Origin of the sequence: Halomonas stenophila, from assembly GCF_014192275.1 — a bacterium.
In the GTDB taxonomy this organism is placed as follows: Bacteria; Pseudomonadota; Gammaproteobacteria; order Pseudomonadales; family Halomonadaceae; genus Halomonas; species Halomonas stenophila.
Genome location: NZ_JACHXR010000014.1, coordinates 24190 through 47275 on the forward strand (window position 1 = coordinate 24190; position 23086 = coordinate 47275).

At 71.6% G+C, this 23086-nt stretch carries 18 protein-coding genes, 1 pseudogene and 1 riboswitch; of the genes and pseudogenes, 4 read left to right on the plus strand and 15 right to left on the minus strand.

Annotated features, from left to right (window positions below; all coding sequences use genetic code 11):
• Positions 1 to 96: 96 nt before the first annotated feature.
• The 6 genes from bluB to cbiE form a co-directional block, all read right to left on the minus strand.
• Positions 97 to 822, minus strand: a complete 726-nt coding sequence (gene bluB / locus FHR97_RS17375; protein ID WP_183385061.1) for a 5,6-dimethylbenzimidazole synthase — start codon at positions 820 to 822, stop codon at positions 97 to 99.
• A gap of 284 nt (positions 823 to 1106) precedes the next feature.
• Complete coding sequence (gene cobO, locus FHR97_RS17380) at positions 1107 to 1712, minus strand: cob(I)yrinic acid a,c-diamide adenosyltransferase (RefSeq protein WP_183385062.1); 606 nt, start codon at positions 1710 to 1712, stop codon at positions 1107 to 1109.
• A gap of 51 nt (positions 1713 to 1763) precedes the next feature.
• Positions 1764 to 2561 (minus strand): precorrin-6A synthase (deacetylating), encoded by a 798-nt coding sequence (cobF, locus tag FHR97_RS17385; RefSeq protein WP_183385063.1) that lies wholly within the window; start codon positions 2559 to 2561, stop codon positions 1764 to 1766.
• Complete coding sequence (gene cobM / locus FHR97_RS17390) at positions 2558 to 3394, minus strand: precorrin-4 C(11)-methyltransferase (RefSeq protein WP_183385064.1); 837 nt, start codon at positions 3392 to 3394, stop codon at positions 2558 to 2560. The genes cobF and cobM overlap by 4 nt, the downstream gene beginning before the upstream one ends.
• A complete protein-coding gene (locus FHR97_RS17395; protein ID WP_183385065.1) occupies positions 3391 to 3768 on the minus strand; it encodes a cobalamin biosynthesis protein in 378 nt (125 codons plus the stop codon). Before FHR97_RS17395 ends, cobM begins: the two co-directional genes overlap by 4 nt.
• A gap of 23 nt (positions 3769 to 3791) precedes the next feature.
• A complete protein-coding gene (gene cbiE, locus FHR97_RS17400; RefSeq protein WP_183385066.1) occupies positions 3792 to 5045 on the minus strand; it encodes a precorrin-6y C5,15-methyltransferase (decarboxylating) subunit CbiE in 1254 nt (417 codons plus the stop codon).
• Here cbiE and FHR97_RS17405 point away from each other — a divergent pair.
• Positions 5044 to 5769 (plus strand): cobalt-precorrin-6A reductase, encoded by a 726-nt coding sequence (locus FHR97_RS17405; RefSeq protein ID WP_183385067.1) that lies wholly within the window; start codon positions 5044 to 5046, stop codon positions 5767 to 5769. The genes cbiE and FHR97_RS17405 overlap by 2 nt on opposite strands.
• Before the next feature lie 194 nt (positions 5770 to 5963).
• On the opposite strand, the gene cobJ is transcribed toward FHR97_RS17405, so the two are convergent.
• The 8 genes and pseudogenes from cobJ to FHR97_RS17445 form a co-directional block, all read right to left on the minus strand.
• The gene (cobJ, locus tag FHR97_RS17410; protein WP_183385068.1) at positions 5964 to 6737 is read right to left on the minus strand and encodes a precorrin-3B C(17)-methyltransferase; all 774 of its coding nucleotides are present in this window, start codon (positions 6735 to 6737) and stop codon (positions 5964 to 5966) included.
• The gene (locus FHR97_RS17415) at positions 6734 to 7474 is read right to left on the minus strand and encodes a precorrin-2 C(20)-methyltransferase (protein ID WP_183385069.1); all 741 of its coding nucleotides are present in this window, start codon (positions 7472 to 7474) and stop codon (positions 6734 to 6736) included. The genes cobJ and FHR97_RS17415 overlap by 4 nt, the downstream gene beginning before the upstream one ends.
• Entirely contained in the window at positions 7471 to 8100 is a 630-nt protein-coding gene (locus tag FHR97_RS17420) for a precorrin-8X methylmutase (protein WP_183385134.1), read from the minus strand. The genes FHR97_RS17415 and FHR97_RS17420 overlap by 4 nt, the downstream gene beginning before the upstream one ends.
• A 1149-nt stretch (positions 8101 to 9249) precedes the next feature.
• A pseudogene (locus FHR97_RS20640) lies at positions 9250 to 9477 on the minus strand (cobalamin biosynthesis protein CobG); the annotation flags it as partial.
• Positions 9474 to 13334: a cobaltochelatase subunit CobN gene (cobN, locus tag FHR97_RS17430; protein ID WP_183385070.1), complete on the minus strand. Its 3861-nt coding sequence runs from the start codon at positions 13332 to 13334 to the stop codon at positions 9474 to 9476. The gene cobN and the pseudogene FHR97_RS20640, both read right to left, overlap by 4 nt.
• Positions 13334 to 14455 carry a cobalamin biosynthesis protein CobW gene (gene cobW / locus FHR97_RS17435; RefSeq protein ID WP_183385071.1) on the minus strand — a complete coding sequence of 374 codons (1122 nt, stop codon included), beginning with the start codon at positions 14453 to 14455 and terminating at the stop codon, positions 13334 to 13336. Before cobW ends, cobN begins: the two co-directional genes overlap by 1 nt.
• A complete protein-coding gene (locus FHR97_RS17440; RefSeq protein ID WP_183385072.1) occupies positions 14446 to 15846 on the minus strand; it encodes a cobyrinic acid a,c-diamide synthase CobB in 1401 nt (466 codons plus the stop codon). The genes cobW and FHR97_RS17440 overlap by 10 nt, the downstream gene beginning before the upstream one ends.
• Positions 15843 to 17606: an AAA family ATPase gene (locus tag FHR97_RS17445; RefSeq protein WP_183385073.1), complete on the minus strand. Its 1764-nt coding sequence runs from the start codon at positions 17604 to 17606 to the stop codon at positions 15843 to 15845. Before FHR97_RS17445 ends, FHR97_RS17440 begins: the two co-directional genes overlap by 4 nt.
• A gap of 123 nt (positions 17607 to 17729) precedes the next feature.
• Positions 17730 to 17943, minus strand: a riboswitch (cobalamin riboswitch).
• 220 nt (positions 17944 to 18163) lie between these two features.
• Here FHR97_RS17445 and FHR97_RS17450 point away from each other — a divergent pair.
• Genes FHR97_RS17450 through FHR97_RS17460 form a run of 3 tightly spaced genes read left to right on the plus strand, consistent with a single transcriptional unit; the run spans position 18164 to position 21044 of the window.
• Positions 18164 to 19180, plus strand: a complete 1017-nt coding sequence (locus tag FHR97_RS17450; RefSeq protein ID WP_183385074.1) for an ABC transporter substrate-binding protein — start codon at positions 18164 to 18166, stop codon at positions 19178 to 19180.
• Positions 19181 to 19197: 17 nt separating this feature from the next.
• On the plus strand, positions 19198 to 20283 hold the full coding sequence (locus tag FHR97_RS17455; RefSeq protein ID WP_221187850.1) for a FecCD family ABC transporter permease: 1086 nt from the start codon (positions 19198 to 19200) through the stop codon (positions 20281 to 20283).
• Positions 20280 to 21044, plus strand: coding sequence for an ABC transporter ATP-binding protein (locus FHR97_RS17460; RefSeq protein ID WP_183385075.1), 765 nt, complete (start codon positions 20280 to 20282; stop codon positions 21042 to 21044). The genes FHR97_RS17455 and FHR97_RS17460 overlap by 4 nt, the downstream gene beginning before the upstream one ends.
• Before the next feature lie 27 nt (positions 21045 to 21071).
• Here the strand turns inward: FHR97_RS17460 and FHR97_RS17465 are convergent, their stop codons facing one another.
• Positions 21072 to 22976, minus strand: a complete 1905-nt coding sequence (locus FHR97_RS17465) for a PTS fructose transporter subunit IIABC (protein ID WP_183385076.1) — start codon at positions 22974 to 22976, stop codon at positions 21072 to 21074.
• Positions 22977 to 23086: the final 110 nt, after the last annotated feature.

The following is a 23086-nucleotide window of genomic DNA, read 5'->3' on the forward strand; positions in this document are numbered from 1 at the left end:
CTGTGCCCCGACTCTCACCCTGGCGGCTCACCTTCACGCCCCCGCCAGGCCCCTGCGCTTGCCGGTCCGAGGTGGTGCCCTGGATCGTCAGCGCGCTCATCGCGAGCCTTCCCGTGCCGCGAGCGCCTCGAACAGCGCCGGCGCCTCCAGCGCCTCGCCCCAGCCATTGCCATGCACCCGCCCGGCCAGCGGCAGCCGCTGGCGCCAGCCGGCTCGGGCCAGCTCCGGCCGGTCGAGAAAGTCGTCGACATAGCCCAGGCACAGGTAGGCGAGCGGGTAGACGTTCTCCGGCAGGCCCAGCACCTCGGCCAGATCAAACTGGTCGACGATGCTGACCCAGCCCACGCCGATGCCCTCGGCACGAGCCGCCAGCCACAGGTTCTGGACCGCCAGGCAGGTGCTGAACAGGTCCGTCTCGACGATGCTGTGACGCCCCAGCACGTGCTCGCCGCCGCGGCTGCGGTCGCAGGTGATGCACAGGTTGAACGGGCTCTCGAGGATGCCCTCCAGCTTGAGGCGGCGATAGAGCGCGCCGCGCTCGCCGGTGTGGCACTCGGCCGCCCTGGCGTTCTCGCGCTCGAAGATGCCGTGCACCCGCTCGCGCACCTCGCGGCCGTCGATCACCAGGAAGTCCCAGGGCTGCATGAAGCCCACCGAGGGTGCGTGATGGGCGGCCTCGAGCAGGCGCGCCAGCACCTCGGGGGGAATCGGGTCCGGGCGGAACTGGGCGCGCACGTCGCGGCGCTCGAAGATGGCTCGGTAGACGCCGTCGCGCTGCGCCTCGGGGAAGGCGTGATCGGGTCGCCCGTTCGGGTCTGCCATGCGGCGGTCTCCTGGAAATCGTGATGGTGGCGTGTGACGCCTTGAAAAGGATCAGGACTGGCCGATGAGCGCCGGGGACAAGCCGAAGCGAGGGTCCTACGCCAGGGGTGAGGAGCACCGCTCCGAACGGGCTGGCCATGGATGGCCAGCACCGGCCCTGCAAGCGGCGCAGGATGCGAGAGCGCCGCAGGGCGTCGGTAGCGCCCAGGGAGGGGTTCACAGCGCCCTCGCAGCGGCTTGGCGCCGGAAAAGCTCATCGTCTTCACCGGGCCGTGAGCGTCCTTCTAGAGCTCCACGCCCTTCTGGGCCTTGATGCCCTGATCCTTGAAGGCGTGCTTGACCACCTTCATCTCGGTCACGGTGTCGGCCAGTTCGATCAGCGCTTCGGGCGCATGGCGGCCGGTGACCACCGCGTGCTGCATGGGCGGGCGGGCCTGGAGGTCGTCGAGCACCCCATCGAGCGCCAGGTAGCCGTGGCGCAGGGCGATATTGAGCTCGTCGAGCAGCACCAGCGCATAGCTCGGGTCGGCGAGCATGCGGCTGGCCTCCGCCCAGGCCGCCTCGGCGGCGCGCACGTCGCGCTCGCGGTCCTGGGTGTCCCAGGTGTAGCCCTCGCCCATGACGTGATAGTCCACCCCCGGCAGGTCGCGGTAGAAGGCCTCTTCCCCGGTCTGGAACTTGCCCTTGATGAACTGCACCACGCCCACCTGCATGCCGTGGCCGAGTGCCCGGGCGACCATGCCGAAGCCGGAGCTGCTCTTGCCCTTGCCCGGGCCGGTGAGCACCAGCAGCACGCCCTGCTCCTTGTCGGCGGCCTTGATCCGCTCGTTCATGATCTTCTGCTTGTGGGCCATGCGTGCGGCATGGCGCTCGGGGTCGACGTGCTTCATTGCGGTCTCCATCCATCGGGAAAGAATCGATAGCAGCCGTTGGCGCTACGCTCAGGCCAGCGGAGGCGTCCGTGACAGCAGCGGCGTGCGCGCCAACAGATAGACGTCCATGATCCAGCCGTGCCGCTCGCGCAGGGCGGCGCGCCGCTCGACGATGGACGGCCCCACCTCGGCGAGCCGACCGTCGATCAGGCACTGCTTGTCCATGCCCAGGTAGGCCCCCCACCAGATATGCAGGCCCTCCGGCGCCAGCGCCTGGAAGGCGCCGCCGCCGTCGAGCATCACGGCGACGCTGGCGGCGTCCTCGGGCCAGCCGCGCTCGCGCAGGCGCCGCCCGGTGGTGATCTGCACCGGCTCGGCCAGCGCGTTGAGGGGAATCCGATGCTCGGCGGTCAGCACCTGCAGGCTGGTGATGCCCGGCACGACGCTCACCTCCAGCGACGCATCTCCGTCCCGACCCGAGCCCTTCAGGCGCCCAGCGATGCGCAGGCTGCTGTCGTAGAGCGAAGGATCGCCCCAGATCAGCATGGCCACCCGCCCGCCCCGCGGCAGGTGGCGCGCCATCTGTTCGCGCCACACCTCGGCGATCGCCGCATGCCAGTCGTCCACCGCGCCCAGATAGTCGTCGCGGCCGTCGCGGCGCGGCAGGTCGAACTCCACGACCCGCGATTGCGCGGCCTCGTCCAGCAGGTTGCGGCACAGCAGCCGGCGCAGGTCGACCAGATCCGACTTGGCCTCGCCCTTGCGCGGCAGCAGGATCCGATCCGCCGCCTGGAGCGCGCGCACGCCGGCCAGGGTGACGTGGTCGGGATTGCCGGTGCCGATGCCGATCAGCGAGAGCTGGATCATGATGTGTCTCTCTCCTCGCCCCGCTCCTCACTTGGCCATTCACCACGCTCCCCCTCTATCTGGGCGAAGGGCGAGTCCGCCGACTGCGGCCGGAAGCGACGATCGTAGCCGATCGCGTAGAGGCAGCTGTCGTCGAAGTCCTCGCTGGCCAGCGCCGGGCCGACCAGGATCAGCGCGGTGCGGTTCATGGCCGGGTCGAGCCGCGCGGCGATATTATCGAGCCGCCCGCGGATCACCTTCTGATCGGGCCAGCTGGCCCGCCAGACGATGGCCACCGGGCAGTCGTCGCCGTAGCAGGGCGCAAGCTCCGCCACCACGCGCTCGAGGTTGTGGATGGACAGATGGATCGCCAGGGTCGCGCCGGTGCGCGCGAAGTTGGCCAGCATCTCGCCGTCCGGCATGGCACTGGCCCGGCCCGGCGTGCGGGTCAGCACCACCGACTGCGCCACGCCCGGCAGCGTCAGTTCCTGGCCGAGGGTGGCGGCCGCCGCGGCGAAGGCGGGCACCCCGGGCGTGATGGCGTAGGGAATGCCAAGCGCGCGCAGCCGGCGCAGCTGCTCGGCCATGGCCGACCACACCGACAGGTCCCCGGAATGCAGACGGGCCACGTCCTGGCCCGCCGCCTGGGCACGGGCCATCTCGTCGATGATCGCGTCGAGGGACAGCGGCGCGGTGTTGACGATGCGCGCGCCTGCCGGGCAGTGCGCGAGGATCGCCTCGGGCACCAGCGAGCCGGCGTAGAGGCACACCGGGCTGGCGGCGATGAGGTCGCGCCCGCGCAGCGTCAAGAGGTCCGGCGCGCCGGGGCCGGCGCCGATGAAATGTATCGTCATGTCCCGTCTCCTCTCAAAGGGCCTTTGGCCACCGCAGCGGTGGCGCGCCGATCCGTGGAAACCAGCCGGGGGCCGAGCAGCGTCGCGCCCGGGCCCGCCGCCAGCAGCGCCACGGCCTCGGCGACACTGCCCGTGCCGCGGGCCCGCCGGCTGTGTCGGGAATGTGTCAGGGTCGCGGCCGAGGCCAGCGCATCGTCGGGCACGCCCAGGGTCGCGAGGCCCCGCGCCTCGCCCAGCGCCTCGACCCGCGGGCGCATGGACTCGGCCGCCGCCAGCCGGTCGACCGGGCCGTGTCGCGTCTCGAGCCGGTCCAACGCCTCGGCCAGCGAGGCGAGCGTCGCCGAGCGGCGAAAACCGAAGCCCGCGACCCTCATCGCTTTCCCCTTCATCGCGCCGTTCATCGCGACACCCGCCACTGCACGATGGGATAGGCGGCCTTCCAGCCGCGCCGGGTGCCGATGGGGGTCGCGGCGGCCAGCTCCAGGCGCACCAGCTCGCCGCCGGCCCGGCGCTGCCAGTGGGCCAGCAGCGCCTCGGACTCCAGGGTCACCGCATTGGCCACCAGGCGCGTGCCCGCCGGCAGACGATGCCACAGCGCGGCCAGCAGCGCCTCGGAGAGCCCGCCGCCGATAAAGACCGCATCGGGCGGCGTCTCTCTCAGCCCGCCCCTTGCCATGGCGCCCTCTTCAAGCGCTTGTTCTTCGAGCAGTATCGCGGCATCGCCCTCGATCACCTCGAGCCGGTCGACGCCGAGCTCGCGGGCGTTGCGCCGCGCCCGGTCGGCCCGCTCGGCATCGCGCTCGACGCCAAGGGCGCGGTTGTCCGGATGGGCCAGCAGCCATTCGATGGCGACCGAGCCCGAGCCCGTGCCGATGTCCCACAGCCGCTCGCCCGGCGCCGGCGCCAGGGCGGCCAGCGTCACGGCGCGCACCGCCTGCCTGGTGATCTGGCCGTCGTGGTCGAACCAGTCGTCCGGCCGCCCGGGCGTCAGCGGCAGGGCCGGCCCGTCGCCGTCGACCTCGAGGCCCACCGCGACCGGATGGGCGATATCGTCGGGCAACTCGGCGTCGGCGCGCACGCTGCGCACGCGCTCCTCGATGCCGCCCAGCGCCTCCAGCACATGAAGCCGGCTGGCGTCGAAGCCGACGCGCGTGAGCCAGCCGGCGAGCTCCGTCACCGCGGCACCGTCTCGCAGCAGCACCAGCAGGCGGCGCCCGCGATGCAGGTGCGGGCGGAGGCGCGTCAGCGGCCGGGCATGCAGGCCCAGGCAAGTCACGCCCTCCAGCGACCAGCCGAGCCGTGAGGCCGCCAGGCTGAAGGTGGAGGGCGACGGTAGCGCCCGCCACTCGTGGGGGGCCAGATGCCGCGCCAGGGTCGCGCCGGCGCCGAACCAGAAGGGATCGCCGGAGACCAGCATCACCACCCGGCGGCCGCGCTCGGCCAGCAGTCGGGGGACGCCGTCGGCGAAGGGCACCGGCCACTCGCGCACCTCGGCGGAGAGCGTCGGCAACAGGCGCAGGTGGCGCCGCGCGCCGAACACCACCTCGGCGGCCTCCAGCGCCTCGCGGCTTGCCGGCGTCAGCCCCGCCGTGCCACTCTCGCCCCAGCCCAACACCGTCAGCCAGGGAGCGTCGTCCGCGTCAGTCATCATGAAGGTCCTGATTCTGGGAGGTACCACCGAGGCCAGCGCCCTGGCCCGCACCCTGGCCGAGCGCGGGATCCCCGCGCTGTTCAGCTATGCCGGCCGCGTCACCACGCCCAAGCCGCAGCCGCTGCCCACCCGCGTCGGCGGCTTCGGCGGCGTGGCGGGCCTGGCCGCCTTCCTGACGGAAAGCCGCATCACCCACCTGGTCGACGCCACCCATCCCTTCGCCGAGCGCATGAGCAGTAACGCGGTGGCGGCGGCCGAGCGCTGCGGCGTGGCGCTGCTCGCCCTGACCCGACCGCCCTGGGCGCCGCAGGCCGGCGACCGCTGGCAGCGGGTCGCCGGCATCGAGGCGGCGGTAGCGGCGCTCGCCGGTCCGCCGCAGCGGGTGCTGCTGGCGATCGGGAGAATGCACCTGACCGATTTCGCGGCCCAGCCCCAGCACCACTATGTGCTGCGACTGGTCGACCGGCCCGACGGCCCGCCGCCCCTGCCCCATCACCATGTGACCGTCGACCGCGGCCCCTTCACCCGGGAGGGCGACCTGGCCCTGCTGCGCGAGCACGGCATCGAGCGCCTGGTGTGCAAGAACGCCGGCGGCACGGGGGCAGCGGCCAAGCTTGCCGCCGCCCGCGAGCTGGGCCTGCCGGTGGTGATGATCGACCGCCCGGCGCTGCCGCCGCGCCGCGAGGCGCATACCATCGACGACGTCCTTGACTGGCTGGCATAGAGGGCGTCTACAAATTACTGCGCTCGGCCATGCAGCGTTGAAACCAGCCTTAAAATGCTCATTTACAGCTCCGTAAACTGCGCTTTTGCGGCGGATTTCGCCTTGTGACCCACAAGGACGTGGGAAATGCGTTGGCCCGTAGGGAACGGGCCTAGCCCTGACCGTCGCTCGTGACATTTGTAAACACCCTCTAATCACGACGCCGCTCCTGATGAAGGAACCGAACGCGGCGTATAGACCCACTCTCGCTGTGCTCCTGCGATGCGTCGCGTCAGGCTCGATCCCACCATCACCAGGGTGCGCATGTCGGCCATCTCGGGCGTCGCCTCGCCCAGGGTGGTGACCCGCACGCTCTCCTCCGGCGTGGCGACCGCCCGGGCGAACATGATCGGGCGCGCCTCGCCGCAGGCCTCGCGCAGCACCGCCAGGGCCCGGGCGAAGCCCTCCGGCCGCGAGCGGGAGCGGGGGTTGTAGAAGGCCATGGCGAAGTCGGCCTCGGCGGCCAGGCGCAGGCGCTTCTCGATCAGCGCCCAGGGCTTGAGATTGTCCGAGAGGTTGAGGCAGCAGAAGTCGTGGCCCAGGGGCGCGCCCAGCCGCGCGCTGGCGGCCAGCATGGCGGAGACCCCCGGCAGCACCTGGATATCCAGCGCCCGCCAGGCAGGCTCGCCCGCCTCCAGCGCCTCGAACACCGCCGCACCCATGGCGAACACGCCGGGGTCTCCCGATGAGACGACCGCCACCCGGCGGCCCTCGGCGGCCATCGCGAGCGCCTGCTCGGCCCGGCGGATTTCCTCGCGGTTGTCCGAGCCGTGGCGGGTCAGCCCCGGCCGCGGCGCCACCCGCTCGACGTAGGGCACGTAGCCCACCGCGTCGGTGGCCTGTTCGAGCGCGCTCGAGGCCTCCGGGGTGATCAGCGCCTCGCTGCCCGGGCCCAGCCCAACGATTTTCAGCCATCCTGTATTGCTCATGGCCGCCTCCCGTTGCCGTGGATCACCAGGATCGAGAAATAGGGCACCCGCTCGCCGACCTCGGCGAGCGGCACCACCCGCTGCTGCGCCATGGAGGCGTACTCGATCAGCCAGGCATCCCCCTCGCGCCCGGCGCTCGCCAGCGCGCGGCGCAGCTTGTCGAGGTGCCGGCCGATCTTCATCACCACCAGGGCGTCGGTGCGCGCGATGCGCTCGGCCAGCCGGTCCTCCGGCTGCGTCGCCGTCAGCACGGTCAGGACGTCGTCGCCCCAGGTGATGGGCTGGCCGGTGGCGGTCCAGGCGGCGGACATCCCGGTGATGCCGGGTACCACTTCAACGGCCACCCTTCCCTGCAATCGGGTATAGAGATGCATAAAGGAGCCGTAGAAGAAGGGGTCCCCCTCGCAGAGCACCGCCACGTCGTGGCCCGCCCCGGCGATCTCGGCGATCTCGGCGACCTGGCGCTCGTAGAAGGCCGCCAGCCAGGCGTTGTAGCGCGGGTCGTCGAAGGGGATCTCGGTGGTGACCGGATACTCCATGGGCAGCTCGACGGCATCGGCGGCCAGCATGCCCTCGACGATGGTGCGGGCGTGACCGGTGCGGCCCTTCTTGCGGAAATAGGCAATGTGGGTGGCGCCGCGGATCAGGCGATCCGCGCGGACGCTCATCAGGTCCTGGCTGCCGGGACCGAGGCCCACCCCAAAGATGGTGCCGGGTCGGGTGCCGAGCGTTGTCATTCGCGGCGATCCGCCATGGCGTTGACGGCGGCCACCGTCACCGCGCTGCCGCCGAGCCGTCCCTCGACGATGGCACAGGGCGCCGCGGCGCTCTCCCACAGCGCCTGCTTGGATTCCGCCGCGCCGACGAAGCCCACCGGGCAGCCGATGATGGCGGCCGGGCGCGGGCAGTCCGGGGCCTCCAGCATGTTCAGCAGGTGGAAGAGCGCGGTCGGTGCATTGCCGATCGCCACCACCGCCCCGTCCAGGTGGGGCCGCCACAGCTCCAGCGCCGCCGCCGAGCGGGTGTTGGCCATCTCTCGGGCCAGGCCGGGCACCCGCTCGTCGTGCAGGGTGCAGAGGATGGCGTTGTCCGCCGGCAGGCGCTGGCGGGTGATGCCCTCGGCGACCATGCGTGCGTCGCAGAGGATCGGCGCCCCGGCCTCCAGCGCCCGGCGCGCTCGATTCACCACATCGTCACGGAAGTGGACGTGCGCCGCCAGCGCCACCAGGCCGGCGGCATGGATCATCCGCACGGCCACCGGCTCTTCCTCCGGCGAGAAGCGTGCCAGCTCGGCCTCGCGCCGGATGGTGGCGAAGGACTCCCGGTAGATCGCCGGTCCATCGGTTTCATAGACGTGAGGCATCTGTTTCCTCCCAATAAATCCTTCCCGGCAACAAGGCGTCGCGAGGGCGCTATGAACCCTTCCCTGGGCGCTACCGACGCCCTGCTGCGCTCTCGCGTCCCGCTCCGCTTGCAGGTCCGGTGCTGGCCATCCATGGCCAGCCCGTTCGGAGCCGTGCTCCTCACCCCTGGCGTAGGACCCTCGCTCTGACTTGTCCCCGAGGCTCGTCCTTTCTGACGCCGGGGTCGTGAGTGCAATGACGTCGGCTTCGCTTAGGCCAGTCGCGACCGGGGTGTCGTCGGCGCGTCCGCCCAGGATCAGGTCGAAGCGACCGTCGCGCCCCGTCAGGCAGACCTCGGCCGGCCGGCCGCGGGCGCAGCCCTTGGCGCAACCGGACACGTGCACCCGCCCCATGCCCCCACCGCTCAGCCGCTCGGCGAGCGCCTGCGCCAGGCCCAGGGTCGCCACGCTGGCCCGTTCGCAGTGGGGCGCGCCCGGGCAGGCGTCCATGGCCAGCCGCGGGTCGCGCGCATCATGGATCAGTCCGCCGTCCGGCGCGCCTTCGCTCATGTTCACGTTCTCGCCCTCCAGCAGCAGGCGCCGCCAGGGCGTCACGCGGATGGCGTTGACGTCGTCGCCGAGTGCGTCCCGCAGCGCCGAGGCCGGCGCCCGGCCGAAGGGCAGGCCGACCACCCGGCCCCGGCGATGGTCGCCCAGCGTCAGGCTCGCGGCGGATTCAGCGGGCCCGGCGGGGGCCATCGTGGCCGGCGCCCAGGCGGGCAGCGGCGCGGTGAGGCGATGCATGCGCCCGGTGCCACCGCTATCGACGAACCAGTGCGCCAGGCGCCGCAGTAGTTCGACGGCCGCCTCGATCGAGCCCACCGGGGTACCCAGGGCGCGGCCGTCGGCTCGCACCAGCAGCCCGCCGCCGGCCGAGCGCTCGAGGCGAAGATCCGCGGAGGCCTCCATCAGCACCGGTGCCGGGCCGGCGTCGATGGCCAGGCCCCACTTGGCCGGCAGCGTCGGCCACTCAGCCATCCGGGCCTCCAGCAGATGTGCCGCCTTATGGGTGGTATCACCCGGCTGCCAGTCCGGGGCGACCAGCAGCGCCGGGCGACGCTCGGCCTGGGCGTCCGGGGCCACCAGCTCCCGTTCGACGAGACAGGCCATCAGCGCGGGCCAGCCAGCCTCGCTCACGCCGCGCAGCTGCAGGTTGGCGCGGCGGGTGAGCTCGACCAGCCCGCTGCCCCAGGTCTCGGCGGCGTCGCACAGCGCCAGCATCTGCGCCCGGGTGAGCCGCCCCAGCCGCGGACGCACGCGCACCAGCAGGCCATCGCCCGTGGCCATGGGCCGCCAGGCGCCGGGACACCAGCCCCTGACGCGAGCCTCGGCGCTCATGGGGCGAGCTCCCGGGTCTCGTCGAACTCGAGCAGCAGGTCCTGCAGGGCCGCGCCCTGTTCCCCGGGGTCCTGCCACATCCCGCGCTGGGCGGCTTCCAGCAGCCGCTCCGCCATCTCCTCCAGCGCCGCGCCGTTGTGTTCGCGCAGGAAGCGCTGGTTGGCCGGGTCCAGCACCAGGGCGTCGGTCACCTGGGCGTACTGGTAGTCGGCCACCAGGTCGGTGGTGGCGTCGTAGGCGAACAGGTAGTCCACCGTGGCGGCCATCTCGAAGGCGCCCTTGTAGCCGTGCTCGCGCATGGCCTCGAGCCACTTGGGATTGAGCACCCGGGAGCGCACCACGCGCGCCAGCTCCTCCTGGAGGGTGCGGATTCGCGGCCGGGCCGGGTTGGCGTGGTCGCCGTGATAGATGGCCGGCGCCTGGCCGCCGAGAGCGCGGCTGGCGTTGGCCATGCCGCCCTGGAAGGCGTAGTAGCCGTGGGAGTCGAGGATGTCGTGCTCGCGGTTGTCCTGATTGTGCATCACCGCCTGCAGGCCCTCGAGCTGTCGTTCGAAGGCATCCCGGGCGGCGGCGCCGGATTCCGGGAACTGGCCGTAGGCGTAGGCGCCGGCGGCGAGGTAGGCCTCGGCCAGGTCGTCGGCATCCTCCCAGGTGCGGGCGTCGACCCGCCGGTCCAGGCCGGTGCCGTACTCGCCGGGCCTGCTGCCGAACACCCGGTAGCCGGCCTCGCGGTCGGCCGCCTCGGGCGCGAGCCCCCGAGTCTCGAGCTCATGACGGCGCGCCTCGACCGCCGCGCGGATGGTGTTGCCGTTGCCCGGCTCCTCGTAGGCCGCCACCGCGCGCACCGCGGCATCGAACAGCCGGATGACGTGGGGAAAGGCGTCGCGGAAGAAGCCGGACACGCGCAGGGTGACGTCCACCCGGGGCCGCCCCAGCAGCATGCTGGGGATCACCTCCACGTCGACCACCCGCTGCGAGCCCAGCGACCAGATCGGCCGCACGCCCATCAGGGCGAAGGCCTGGGCGATGTCGTCGCCGCCGGTGCGCATGGTGGCGGTGCCCCAGATCGACAGCCCCAGCCGGCGCGGATAGTCGCCATGATCCTGCAGGTAGCGCTCGACGAAGGCCTGGGCCGAGGCCTCGCCCAGCGACCAGGCGGCGGGCGACGGGACGGCGCGGTTGTCGACGCCGAAGAAGTTGCGTCCGGTGGGCAGGACATCGAGCCGGCCGCGGCTGGGGGCACCGCTGGGCCCGGGCGGCACGAAGCGTCCGTCGAGCCCGTCGAGCAGTGCGCCGATCTCCCGTTCGGCGCCATGGCGCATGGCGGCCCAGAGCCCGTCGCGGGCGTAGCGGCAGAGCGCCGCGGTTGCCGGGTAGTCCCTGGCCAGCTCGTCCAGGCTGCCCGGCTCGAGCACGTGCTCGGCCACCAGTCGTTCGGCGAGCCCTTCGAGGCGCTCGCGGGCGTCGGCGGCACTGCGCCAGGGGGCGTCACTGCCTTCGGCCAGCACCCGCGGCCGCGGGCCCTGCCACGGCTCGGCCCCGGCCGCCAGGGGATCGAAGCGCGAGCCCTGCTCGTCCGGTTCGCGCAGCCCCAGGTCGTCGGCCAGGGCATGCAGCAGACCACGCCGCTCCGGCTCCTCGCCCCGCGGCAGCCGCAGGATGGCGACCAGGGTCGCCGCCCGCTTGTCCGCCGGTGGCAGGGTCCCCAGCACGTGCAGGCCGTGGCGGATCTGCGACTCCTTGATATCACACAGATAGGTGTCGAGTTCGTTAAGTAGGCCCTCATCATCCACCTCGCCCGCCGTCTGGCTCAGTTCCCGGTCGATGCCGGTGCGCCTCAGGTGCCCGAGGATCCGCTCGCGCAGCAGCGCCTCGCGCTTCGGGTCCATGCCCAGCGCCTGATAGTACTCGTCGGTCAGGGTCTCGAGCTCGGCCATGTCGCCGTAGAGCTCGGCCCGGGCCAGCGGGGGCATCAGGTGGTCGATGATCACCGCCTGGCTGCGGCGCTTGGCCTGGCCGCCCTCGCCCGGATCGTTGACGATGAACGGATAGAAGTGCGGCAGCGGCCCCAGGGCGATGTCCGGCCAGCATTCGGCGGACAGCGCCGTGCTCTTGCCGGGCAGCCACTCCAGGTTGCCGTGCTTGCCGACGTGGATCACCGCGTCCACCCGGTAGTGCTCGCGCAGCCACAGGTAGAACGCCAGGTAACCGTGGGGCGGCACCAGCTCGGTGTCGTGATAGCTCCGGGTCGGGTCGGCGTCCGGGCCGTCGTCGATGTCTCGCGACGGCTGGATGCCGACGAAGGTCTCGCCGAGGCGGATGCCGGCGATCAGCAGCCGGCCCTGGCGATGCTTGGGGTCCGCCTCGGGCGCGCCCCAGCGTCGCCAGACCGCCTCCTGAAGCCGGGCCGGCAGGGTGCGGAACCAGGCCAGGTAGTCGTCGACGCCGAGGCTCTGCCAGCTGCCCCGCCAGGCCAGCGACTGCGGGTCGTTGGTCACGCTGCCCTGCAGCCGGCGGATCAACGCCTGACCATCCTCGGGCAGCTCCGCCACCGGATAGCCCGCGTCTACCAGCGCCCGCAGAAGATGGACCGTGGAGGCCGGGGTATCCAGGCCGACGCCGTTGCCGATGCGGCCGTCGCGATTGGGATAGTTGGCCAGCACCAGCGCCAGGCGCTTCTCGGCATTCTGGGTAGTGCGCAGGCGACAGAAGCGCCACGCCAGTTCGGCGACGAAGGCCGCGCGTTCGGGATGCAGCAGGTGGCGGGTCACCGACAGCTGGCAGCGCTCGCTGTAGTGGGCCTCCGCCTTGAAGCCCACCGCCCGGGTGATGAGGCGCCCGTCCATCTCCGGCAGTACCACCTGCATGGCCAGGTCGCGGCTGTGCAGGCCGGCGGCCTTGTCGCGCCAGTCCTCCTCGGTGCTGCTGGCGAGTATTGCCTGCAGCACCACCGGCCGGCCGACGAACGGCCCCTCGTCGAGCGCGCCGCCCGAGGTGTCCGCCTCGTCCGGCTCGCGGTTGACGGAGAAGCCGGTGGTGTTGACCACCAGGGCCGCACCGGTCCGCTCGATCAGGTGATTGACGAAGGCCACGCAGGCGTCGTCCTTGAGCGAGGCCGCCGCCACCGCCAGCGGCTCGAGCCCGCGAGCCCGCAGCGTCTCGATCAGACCATCGATCACCGCGGTGTTGGCGCCCTGCAGGTGGCTGCGATAGAACAGCAGCAAACACACCGGCCGTCCGGCCTCGCGCCGCGCCTGCCACTCGGCGAGCGCCGCGCCCTGCCGTCCCGCTGCACGGGGGTCGTAGAGCAGCGCCGCGGGAATCGCCCTGGGCTCGCGCCACGCCAGCGACCGGTCGAGGCACTCGGCGGCGACGAAGCGCAGCAATTGCTCGGCGTTATCCACCCCGCCCTCACGCAGGTAGCGCCACACCCGGTGGGCCGAGGCGACGGGCACGCTGGAGGCTCCCAGCAGGGCCTCGTCGGGCTCGTCGCTGCCCGGCACCAGGATCAGTTGCCGATCGGCGTCCGCCGCCGCCCAGGCCCGCAGGCGATCGAAGCCGTAGCGCCAGTAGGCGCTGCCGCCGAGCAGCGAGACGACCACCAGCCGGGCCTGCTCCAGCACGCGATCCTCGTAGAGATCGAAGGCGGCGGGCTTGACCAGGTTCATCCAGTTGGCGAGCCGCACCGATGGCACCTCGTCGCCGATCGACGAGGCCAGCCGCTCGACCGCCTGGGCCAGGGCCGACAGGCTGCTGTCGGCGGCCGACAGGATCACGACCTCGGCGGGACTCTGCTGCAGGTCGACGATGCCTTCGTCGTCGACGAAGCCCCCGGGCTTGGCGGCGAACAGGTGCATCAGGCGGGCGTCGCGCGCTCGGCAGCCGCCAGGGTCGCCTGCAGCGCCTCAGGGTCCAGCGAGCGACCGATGATGACCAGCTCGGTATGGCGCGGCTCGTCCTGCGCCCACAGCCGATCGTAGTAGCCGTCCAGGCGCTCGCCGACGGCCTGGACCACCCGGCGCATGGGCTTGCCCGGGATCGCCGCGAAGCCCTTGGCGCGGTAGATCTCGTGGACCTTCAACAGCTCGCCCAGGCGCGCCTCCAGGACCTCGCCCTCGACCTCGCCCAGGCGGATCACGCAGGCGTCGAAGTGGTCGTGGGCGTGGTCGTGGTGGGCGCCCTCGGCGTGGTGGCGATCGTGATGGTTGTCGATGCGGTCGATGCCCTCCTCGCTGGCCGCGCCGATGCCCATCAGCGCCTCCAGGCGGGCCGCATCGTCGGCCAGGCCCGGATCGATAAAGAGCGTCTTCACCGAGGACGGGACTTTCCGGGTCACCAGCGCCTCGACCCGTGCCTTCTCGTCCGGCGAGAGCAGGTCGCTCTTGCTGACCAGCACCAGGTCGGCGGCGCTCAGCTGGTCGTCGAGCAGCTCGCGCAGGCTGGGATCGTGGTCGAGGCTGTCGTCGGCGCGGCGCTGGGCCTCCACCTTGTCGACGTCGCTGGCATAGCGGCCGGCGGCCACCGCGGGGCCGTCGACCACGGTGATGATGGCGTCGACGGTGCAGTGCTGGCGCACCTCCGGCCAGTTGAAGGCCTGCACCAGCGGCTTGGGCAACGCCAGGCCGCTGGTCTCGATCAGGATGTGGTCGATGTCGTCGCGGCGGGCCACCAGCGTCTTCATCACCGGCAGGAACTCCTCCTCCACGGTGCAGCAGATGCAGCCGTTGGCCAGCTCATAGATGCCGTCGTCCTCGCCCGCCACGGGGCAGGCCTCCTCGCCTCTCGCGTCGCCACCCTCGTCACACGCCAGGGCGCAGCCGCGCAGCAGGCTGGAGTCGATGTCCTGCTCGCCGAACTCGTTGACGATGACGGCGATGCGCTTGCCGGTGATCTGACGCAGGATGCCGGCCAGCAGGGTCGTCTTGCCGCTGCCCAGGAAACCGGTCACCACCGTGGCGGGGATCTTGTTCAGTCGCATCCGTAGGATTCCTCTGTCGGGATGATATCGATGATCTCGGACGGGGCCGGCGCGAACAATCGGGCGACGGCGGCCGGGTTGTCGGGGAAGAACAGGTGCAGATAGGACGCCGTCAGGCGACGCGCCCGGTAGATCGCCTCGCCCGGCGCGGGATGGCGCTGACGCCGCCCATGGGCGATGGGCTCGGGCGTGCCGCTGGCCTGGGAGCGGTGATGGGCATGGCCGCGGACCGGCCCCTCCGGCAGCTCGGCGGTCTGCATGCCCTGGCAGCCCCGCCGCCCGCGCATCGCGCCCTCTCCGCGCAGCAGGCCCAGCATGGCGTGGGTCTCGCCATCCTGGTCGGTGAGGGTGTCGAGGGCATAGAGCATCCCGCCGCACTCGGCGAGGATCGGCAGGTCCGCGGCGAAGGCGCGGCGGATGTCGTCGCGCAGGGCGGTGTTGGCCGCCAGCCGTGCGCCATGCAGCTCGGGGTAGCCGCCCGGCAGCCAGAGGGCGTCGCACGCCGGCAGGGCGCGATCCGCGAGCGGCGAGAAGAAGCGCAGGCTCGCCCCCAGGCGCTCGAGCAGGTCCAGGTTGGCCTGATAGAGGAAGCTGAAGGCGGCGTCCCGCGCCACGGCGATGGTGCGACCGGCCAGCCACGGCGGCGGTGCGGCCGCATCAATGGGCGCCGCGGCGAAGGTCACCGGCGCCATGCCCAGCAGGGCCTCGGCCAGCCCCTCGGCCGCGAGCGCCTCGGCGCCGGCCTCGAAGCGCGCCTCCAGGGCGTCGCGGATCTCCTCGGCCTGGACCAGCCCCAGGTGGCGCTCGGGCAGGGCCAGGGAGGCATCGCGGGGCACCGCGGCCAGCAGCGGCACGCTGTCCGGCAGCGCCGCCTCGATCAGCTCGCGATGGCGCGCCGAGCCGCAGGCGTTGGCGATCAGCCCGGCGATGCGGATGTCGTCGCGGAAGCCGGCCAGGCCGCCCACCAGCGCCGCCGCGGTCTGGGCCATGCCCTTGACGTCCATGACGATGACCATCGGCAGGCCGAACAGCGCCGCCAGATCGGCGCTGGAGGGCTCGCCATCGAACAGCCCCATGGCGCCCTCCACCAGGATGAGGTCGGCCTCCCGGGCGGCCTCGAACAGGCGCCGGCGGCAGTCGGCCTCGCCGGCCATCCACAGGTCGAGCGGGTCGACCGGCCGGCCCGAGGCCTGGGCCAGCACCCGGGGGTCCAGGTAGTCGGGGCCGGTCTTGAAGACCCGCACCACCTTGCCCCGGCGGCGCAGCATCCGCGCCAGGGCCGCGGTCACCGTGGTCTTGCCCTGCCCCGAAGCCGGCGCGGCGATAAAGACCGCGGGGCAGGAGGCCCTCGTCTCCGGACGGCTCTCTCGACGGTCCTGGGGCTCGTTCATGGTGCCTCCAGGCCGGCCAGCGGCCGGTAGGCCGCGCCCAGCTGGCGGGCGAGGTCGCGGCCCCGCCCCCGCTTCACGGCGGCGGTCTCGGTGTCCACCACCACGCAGTCGCCGAGCGAGGGCAGGCCGCTCAGCGGCTGCCGGGTGCGGCCGTCGGTGATCAGGTAGGTGCGCACCTGCAGGCCGGCGTCCTGGCGCCGCCACTGGCGGATCAGGCGTGCCGCCCGCTGAACGGCCTCGCGAATCGGCGTGCCGCCGCCGCCGGGCGCGGCGTCGAGCCGCTCGAGCAGGTCCCTGGGCGCGCGGCGTCGCGGCTGGATGGTGGCGATGCCGTCGTTGCCGAAGCCCAGCACCGCGATCTGCTCCCGGGCGGCATAGGCCCGGCGCGCCAGGCGGTCGACCAGCCCCTTGGCCCGGCCCAGCAGGCGCCGGCCGAGGGTGGAGGCGGAGGTATCCAGCAGGATGAGGTGCAGCATCGGCTGCCCGGTGCGGGCCCGGCGATAGCGCAGGCGTCGCCAGGGCCACTGCCCGCGGTTCTCGACCAGGGTGGCGAACCAGTCCGGGCGCGCCTCGTCGCGGGCGTCGCGGCGGTCGTGGCGAGTGCGGCGCCGACCCGGCTGGTGACCGGGGCGGCGGCGTGAAGCGGCCGTCGAGGAGGAACCGGCCGCGGGGGGCCTGGCGGCGACCTCCGGCAGTGCCGGCATCGAGGCGCCGACGCTCGGCTGCGCCACCGGCGGCATGGCGCCCCACTGCCCCTGGGGCGCCGGGCCGGTCTCCTGGCCACGGGAGGCGGAACCGGCGTCCGCTCCGCGGGTCCCGTCACCGCCCGGCGCGTTTCCACTCGGTCCATTGCCGGGCGGCGGGTCGCCCCGCTCGGGCGGCGTCTCGGGCTCGGCGGTGCGGCGGTGGGCCAGCACCCAGGGCTCGACGGCGTCCAGATCCGCCCGGCTGACCGTCGGCACGCCCCGCCAGGCGGCGTGGGCCCGGGCGGCGCGGTGCCAGGTGACGTCGGCGCGCAGCCCCTCGGCGCCGGCGGCCTGGCTGCGAATGGCGATGTGCTCGTAGACCCAGGGCTCGGCCGTGATCCCGCCCAGCCGCTCGCGGGCCTCGGCCAGGCGCCGGGTCAGCTCGGCCTGCTCGGCGGCGTGGTGGTCGAGGAACGCCTGGGGATCGCGATCGAAGGCCTCGCGCTGGCGCATGATGGCCACCCGCTCGGCCACGCCGGGCGTGGCCGCCTGCTCGACGCACAGGCCGAAGCGGTCGAGCAGTTGGGGGCGCAACTCGCCCTCGTCGGGGTTCATGGTGCCGATCAGGCCGAAGCGCGCGGGGTGGGAGTGGCTGATGCCGTCGCGCTCGACGATGTTGACGCCGCTGGCCGCCACGTCGAGCAGCAGGTCGACCAGGGAGTCCGGCAGCAGGTTGACCTCGTCGACGTAGAGCACGCCGCCGTGGGCCCTGGCCAGCAGGCCCTCCTGGAAGCTCGCCTCGCGCTCGGCCAGCACCCGCTGCAGGTCCAGGCTGCCGGTCAGCCGCTCCTCGCTGGCGCCCAGCGGCAGGGTGACCAGCGGCGGCCGCCGGCCCTCGGCGTCGTCCGGCAGGATCGCCGCCAGCGCCCGGGCCAGGGTCGACTTGGCACTGCCCTTGGGGCCGCTGATCAGCACGCCGCCGATGCGAGGCTCGATGACGTTGAGCAGCAGCGCGGTCTTCAGCGCCGGCTGGCCGACGACGGCGACGAAGGGAAACGCGGGGACGACGCTCATGGTGCTGCGGCCGGCCGGCAAGGGGCGGACACGATACAGGCATCACGGCGGACATTCCGACGGGAGGGAGAGTCGGCAATCACAGGCATGTTGATCCTCTCGGCGCCCACCGCACCGCTCTGGGATGACACGAAACGACAGGCCGGTCTCCGGGCTCGAAGGGGACGCACGCCGGGGCGTCGCGTCTTGGCCTGCACCTTCCCGGCGGATGCCAGTGGCGCTTGCAGGCCGCGCCTTCTTTACCGTTGCGGGGGCAGCGATGGAATCGGCCGAGGGCCCTACCATACTTCCCGATTATCCCCTGACCATCAGGGGCACCTGTCTCCGAGCGAGTATCGTAAAGTACCGGCCGTGCCCCGCGCAATCGGCAGCGCAAGCGCCTCGATGGCCTTGTCGGCCCAAATTGATACGTTATAACATAACTAACAATATTGCATCGAAAGCCTCGCGTGCATGCCGCAGACATCGAGTCGCAGGGAGTGGAAAATGCATCGAAACTCGTGGCACTCTCCAGGCGCCGGTCGGCCACCTCACCTCCCCCACCTGGACACATCCACATGAATCTCGCTCGCAAGGTACTGGCAATGCTCTCGCTCATCCCGGCCTCATCTGCCGTGGCCGATGCGACCCATTATCCGCTGACGGTGATGAATTGCGGCCAGGAAATTCACGTCTCTTCCGCACCGGATCGCACTGTCACCGTCGGCCAGTCCGCCACCGAAATCCTCTATGCTCTCGGACTGGAAGATCGAGTCGTGGGTACCTCGGTCTGGTTCAATCCGGTGCTGCCGCAGTTCCGCGAACTCGATGCCGATATCGAGCGCATCGCCGACAATGATCCGAGCTTCGAGGGCGTGGTGAACCGCAAGCCGGGGCTGGTCGCCGCCCAGTACGAGTGGCATGTCGGCCCCACCGGCAGCGTGGCGACCCGCGACCAGTTCCATGAACTGGGCATCGCCACCTACATCATGCCCGCCGACTGCGATACCAAGGACAATGCCACCGGCGGCGACGGCACCCGCACCGCCGCCTTCTCCACCGATTCGATCTACAAGGGCATCCACGAACTGGCCACCATCTTCGACGTTCAGCAGGCCGGCGACACCCTGGTAGATGACCTGGAAGCTCGGGAGGAAGAGGCCATTTCCAGGGCCAGAGACCTGGACCTTCCGGACGACCTGTCGGCGGTCTTCTGGTTCTCTTCTCCCGACGGGTCGGCGGCCCCCTATGTCGCCGGAAGGCTCGGCGCCCCGGGTTACCTGATGGACAAGCTCGGCATCCGCAACGTCATCCAGTCCGACGAGGAATGGCCGACCGTCGGCTGGGAATCGATCGCCCGGACCGACCCGGACATCATCGTGATCGCCCGCATGGATCGCCGCCGCTATGCGGCGGACAGCGTCGAGGCCAAGCTCGAGTTTCTGCAACATGATCCCGTGGCGCGCGAGATGTCGGCGGTGAAGAACGGCCACATCATCGAGATGGATGCCCATGCGATGAGCGCCACGATGCGCACGATATTCGGCCTCGAGACGCTGGTCGATGCCCTGTCGACCCTGTCCTTCGATCGATGACGAGAGCCCTTCGCTCCATGATGCTGGCCGTGGCCGCCGCTGCCCCGACGCGTTCGGCTCGCTCGGCTCGTTCTGCCTGGCACTGGTGTTGGCTGACGCCGCTGCTGCTGTTCCTCGCGGTGATGGCGGGCACCGCGATCGGCGAGACCTCGATCCCGCTGGACACCATCCTCGAGGTGCTGGCCAACCGGCTGTGGGGGGCGGAGTTCCCGGTGGACCGGATCGATGCCGGCATCATCTGGAGCTACCGGCTCAGCCGGGCCATCCTGGCGGCCTGCTGCGGCGCCGGCCTGGCCCTGGCCGGGGTCGTGCTCCAGGCGCTGTTGCGCAACCCCCTGGCCGACCCCTTCCTGATGGGCATCTCCGCCGGCGCCTCGACCGGTGCCGTGTCGGTCGCCATCCTCGGGCTCGGCGCCGGCAGCCTGACGCTGTCCCTCGGCGCCTTCGCCGGAGCCTGCCTGGCCTTCGGCCTGGTCGTGGTGCTCGCCCACGCCGCCGGCAGCGGCACCGGAGGCGGACGCGCGACCCAGGCCGCGGGGGCCATCATCCTCGCCGGCATCGCCGGCTCGCAGCTGTTCAACGCCCTCACCGCGCTCATCATCGCCAAGTCGGCGAGCGCCGAGCAGGCCCGCGGCATCATGTTCTGGCTGATGGGCAACCTTTCCGGGGTGCGCTGGGACGACGTCGCCCTGGGACTGCCCGCCGCCCTGGCCGGCCTGGCGATCTGCCTGTGGTATCGGCGCGCCCTGGATGCCTTCACCTTCGGCGCCGACAGCGCCGCCTCGCTGGGCGTTCCGGTGCGTCGCGTGCGGGGCCTGTTGATCGCCGCCATGGCGCTGGTCACCGCCGTGATGGTCTCCATGGTCGGGGCCATCGGTTTCGTGGGCCTGGTGATCCCCCATGCCATGCGCTTTCTCGTCGGCAGCCGCCACACCCGCCTGGTGCCGGCCTCGGCGCTGGCCGGCGCCGTCTTCCTGATCGGCTCGGACATCCTGTCGCGCATCCTGGTGCCGGGCCAGGTGCTGCCGATCGGGGTGGTCACGGCGCTGATCGGCGCGCCGGCCTTCGCCCTGATCCTGATCCGCGGCGCGAGGACACGATGAGACTGGCCGCCGAACACGTCGAGTGGCGGGTCCACGGACACCGGCTGCTGGACGACGTCAGTCTGACGGTGGCGTCCGGCGAGACCTTCGGCCTGGTCGGCCCCAACGGCTCGGGCAAGACCACCCTGCTGCGCGTGCTGGCCGGACTGCGCCGGCCGAAGGTCGGGCGCGTGCTGGCGGCCGGCCGGCCGATGCGCGCCATGAAACCCCACGAGATCGCCCGTGCCATCGCCTTCGTCGAACAGCAGGCGGACACCCTGGACCGCCTCGAGGTGCGCCAGGCGGTGGCGCTGGGGCGAACGCCCTTCCTGTCACCGCTGCGCCCCTGGTCCGCGCGCGACGATGCCATCGTCACCCAGGCACTGACCGACGTCGACATGCTGCCGCTGGCCGACCGCCTCTGGCACACGCTCTCCGGCGGCGAGCGCCAGCGTGTGCATATCGCCCGCGCCCTGGCCCAGCAGCCGAGCGCCCTGCTGCTCGACGAGCCCACCAATCACCTGGACATTCGCCACCAGCTGTCGATCCTGCGGCTGGTCAGGCAGCTGCCGGTGACGGTGGTCATCGCCCTGCACGACCTCGACCAGGCCATGGACTGCGACCGCATCGGGATCATGGACGGCGGGCGCCTGGTCGCCATCGGCCCGCCCCGGGAAGTGCTGACCCTCGACCGGCTGCGGCGCACCTTCGGCGTGCACGCCGATTTCCTCGACGACGCCGTGGAAGGCCGCCAGGTCCTGCGCTTCCGACACGCCCTGTAAGCATTCCCATGCTACGGACGAGCCCTCTCACGGCCCTGATGAACAAGGCGGGTCCAGGCGGGCTTCGACGGCGAGGGCCGGTTTCAGACTGCCGACCAGCAGGGCGCTCGCCAGCGAACCGAGGGCGATCGCCAGCAGGTAGTGAAAAGGGTGCTCGACCAGCGGGATGACGAAGACCCCGCCATGGGGGGCCGGCAGCTGGCAGCCGAAATACATCGACAGACCGCCCGCCAGCGCCGAGCCGACGATGCAGGCAGGCAGCACCCGGAACGGGTCGGCGGCGGCAAACGGGATGGCGCCCTCGGTGATGAACGAGGCACCGAGCACGAAGCAGCTCTTGCCGGCGCGCCGCTCGTTGGCGCCGAAGCGGCTGCGAAACAGCAGCGTCGCCAGCCCCATCGCCAGCGGGGGCACCATACCGCCGGCCATGACCGCGGCCTGGGGCAGGTGGTTGTCTGCCGCGATGGCGGCAATGCCGAAGGTGTAGGCCGCCTTGTTGACCGGCCCGCCCAGGTCCACCGCCATCAGCCCGCCCAGCAAGGTGCCCAGCAGGATCAGGTTGCCGATGCCGAGCGCACCCAGCCAATCCACCAGCGCGCTATTGATATCGGCCAGTGGCATCAGCAGCAGATACATGATGCCACCGGTCAGCAGCAAGCCGATCACCGGGTAGATCAGCACCGTCTCCACCCCCTGCAGGCTGCGTGGCAGATGGCGGCAGAAATGGCTGACGGCCAGCATCAGATAGCCGCCCAGCAGGCCGGCGATCATGCCGCCGAGAAAGCCGCCGCCGGATTGCACCGCCATGAAGCCGCCGACCATCGCCGGCATGAAGCCGGGCCGGTCGGCGATGCTCATGCCGATAAAGGCGGCCAGCACGGGTATCATCAGGCCGAAGGCGCCTTCGCTGCCCCCCAGGGTCATCAGCGCGGTCGCCAGCGGATGGTGGTTCGGGCTGTCCGGGTCGAATGCATCGACGCCGAACATGAAGGAGAGCGCGATCAGGATGCCGCCGCCGACGACGAACGGCAGCATGTTCGAGACGCCGTTCATCAGGTGCTGGTAGATGCCGGGCCGGGTCGCGACCGGCCGAGGCTCGGCGTCGTCCCCTGCGCCGGCGTAGACGGTCGCCTCACCGCTCAGGGCCCGTTCCAGCAGCCCCTTCGGGTCGCGGATCGCGTCCCGTACCGGCACTCTGATCAGCTTCTTGCCGGCGAAGCGATCCATGTCGACCCGGGTATCGGAGGCGATGACGATCGCTTCGGCGGCGGCGATCTCCTGCTCGGTCAACCTGTCCCGCTCGCCGATGGCGCCGCGGGTCTCGACCCGGATCGGCAGCTCCATCCCTTCGGCGCAGACTTTCAGCGCATCGGCTGCCATATAGGTGTGCGCGATGCCGGTCGGGCAGCCGGTCACCGCCGCCACCCGCGGCATCGTCGCGCCGGCGGCATCGGCGGTTGCCTCGACGGCGTTGGCATCCTGCGCATCGCCGGCCAGCAGTCCGAGCACCTCGTTCGCGCTGCCCGCCTGCAGCAGGCCCTGAATGAAGTGCGAATCCTGCATATGCCGAGTCAGCATGGCGAGGATATCGAGATGCTCCTCGGCCACCGCGTCGGTTTCGGCAATCAGAAAGAAGATCCGGCTGGGCTGATTGTCGAGCGAACCGAACTCGATTCCGTCCGGCGCGATGCCCACTGCGATCGCCGGCGATCGGACCGCGTCGGTGCTTGCATGGGGAATGGCGACACCGTTCTCGAGTCCGGTCGGAAACTGATCCTCACGCGCGAGAATCGCCTCCCGGAACGCTTTCGGATCGATCAGCTTGCCCGCCTTGTCCAGCACCTCGATCAGCTCGTCGAGAATCGCGGATTTGGTGTGTCCCTGCAGGCGCAGGCAGATCGTATCGGTACTGATCAGGCTGGTAACCTCCATCGCGTTCCCCGTCGCCGGTTTGTGTCTGGAGCTTAGCCGGTTTCTCGACGGCTACCGGTGCCATGGCAGTCACACATCAGGGACCCCGACAACCGGGTCCTGTTAGCCGG

What these genes read in the sequence shown, in the direction of transcription:
- bluB (WP_183385061.1), bottom strand. Translation starts at nt 822, where the DNA reads ATGGCAGACCCGAACGGGCGACCCGATCACGCCTTCCCCGAGGCGCAG.
- cobO (WP_183385062.1), bottom strand. Translation starts at nt 1,712, where the DNA reads ATGAAGCACGTCGACCCCGAGCGCCATGCCGCACGCATGGCCCACAAG.
- cobF (WP_183385063.1), bottom strand. Translation starts at nt 2,561, where the DNA reads ATGATCCAGCTCTCGCTGATCGGCATCGGCACCGGCAATCCCGACCAC.
- cobM (WP_183385064.1), bottom strand. Translation starts at nt 3,394, where the DNA reads ATGACGATACATTTCATCGGCGCCGGCCCCGGCGCGCCGGACCTCTTG.
- FHR97_RS17395 (WP_183385065.1), bottom strand. Translation starts at nt 3,768, where the DNA reads ATGAGGGTCGCGGGCTTCGGTTTTCGCCGCTCGGCGACGCTCGCCTCG.
- FHR97_RS17405 (WP_183385067.1), top strand. Translation starts at nt 5,044, where the DNA reads ATGAAGGTCCTGATTCTGGGAGGTACCACCGAGGCCAGCGCCCTGGCC.
- cbiE (WP_183385066.1), bottom strand. Translation starts at nt 5,045, where the DNA reads ATGATGACTGACGCGGACGACGCTCCCTGGCTGACGGTGTTGGGCTGG.
- cobJ (WP_183385068.1), bottom strand. Translation starts at nt 6,737, where the DNA reads ATGAGCAATACAGGATGGCTGAAAATCGTTGGGCTGGGCCCGGGCAGC.
- FHR97_RS17415 (WP_183385069.1), bottom strand. Translation starts at nt 7,474, where the DNA reads ATGACAACGCTCGGCACCCGACCCGGCACCATCTTTGGGGTGGGCCTC.
- FHR97_RS17420 (WP_183385134.1), bottom strand. Translation starts at nt 8,100, where the DNA reads ATGCCTCACGTCTATGAAACCGATGGACCGGCGATCTACCGGGAGTCC.
- cobN (WP_183385070.1), bottom strand. Translation starts at nt 13,334, where the DNA reads ATGCACCTGTTCGCCGCCAAGCCCGGGGGCTTCGTCGACGACGAAGGC.
- cobW (WP_183385071.1), bottom strand. Translation starts at nt 14,455, where the DNA reads ATGCGACTGAACAAGATCCCCGCCACGGTGGTGACCGGTTTCCTGGGC.
- FHR97_RS17440 (WP_183385072.1), bottom strand. Translation starts at nt 15,846, where the DNA reads ATGAACGAGCCCCAGGACCGTCGAGAGAGCCGTCCGGAGACGAGGGCC.
- FHR97_RS17445 (WP_183385073.1), bottom strand. Translation starts at nt 17,606, where the DNA reads ATGAGCGTCGTCCCCGCGTTTCCCTTCGTCGCCGTCGTCGGCCAGCCG.
- FHR97_RS17450 (WP_183385074.1), top strand. Translation starts at nt 18,164, where the DNA reads ATGAATCTCGCTCGCAAGGTACTGGCAATGCTCTCGCTCATCCCGGCC.
- FHR97_RS17455 (WP_221187850.1), top strand. Translation starts at nt 19,198, where the DNA reads ATGATGCTGGCCGTGGCCGCCGCTGCCCCGACGCGTTCGGCTCGCTCG.
- FHR97_RS17460 (WP_183385075.1), top strand. Translation starts at nt 20,280, where the DNA reads ATGAGACTGGCCGCCGAACACGTCGAGTGGCGGGTCCACGGACACCGG.
- FHR97_RS17465 (WP_183385076.1), bottom strand. Translation starts at nt 22,976, where the DNA reads ATGGAGGTTACCAGCCTGATCAGTACCGATACGATCTGCCTGCGCCTG.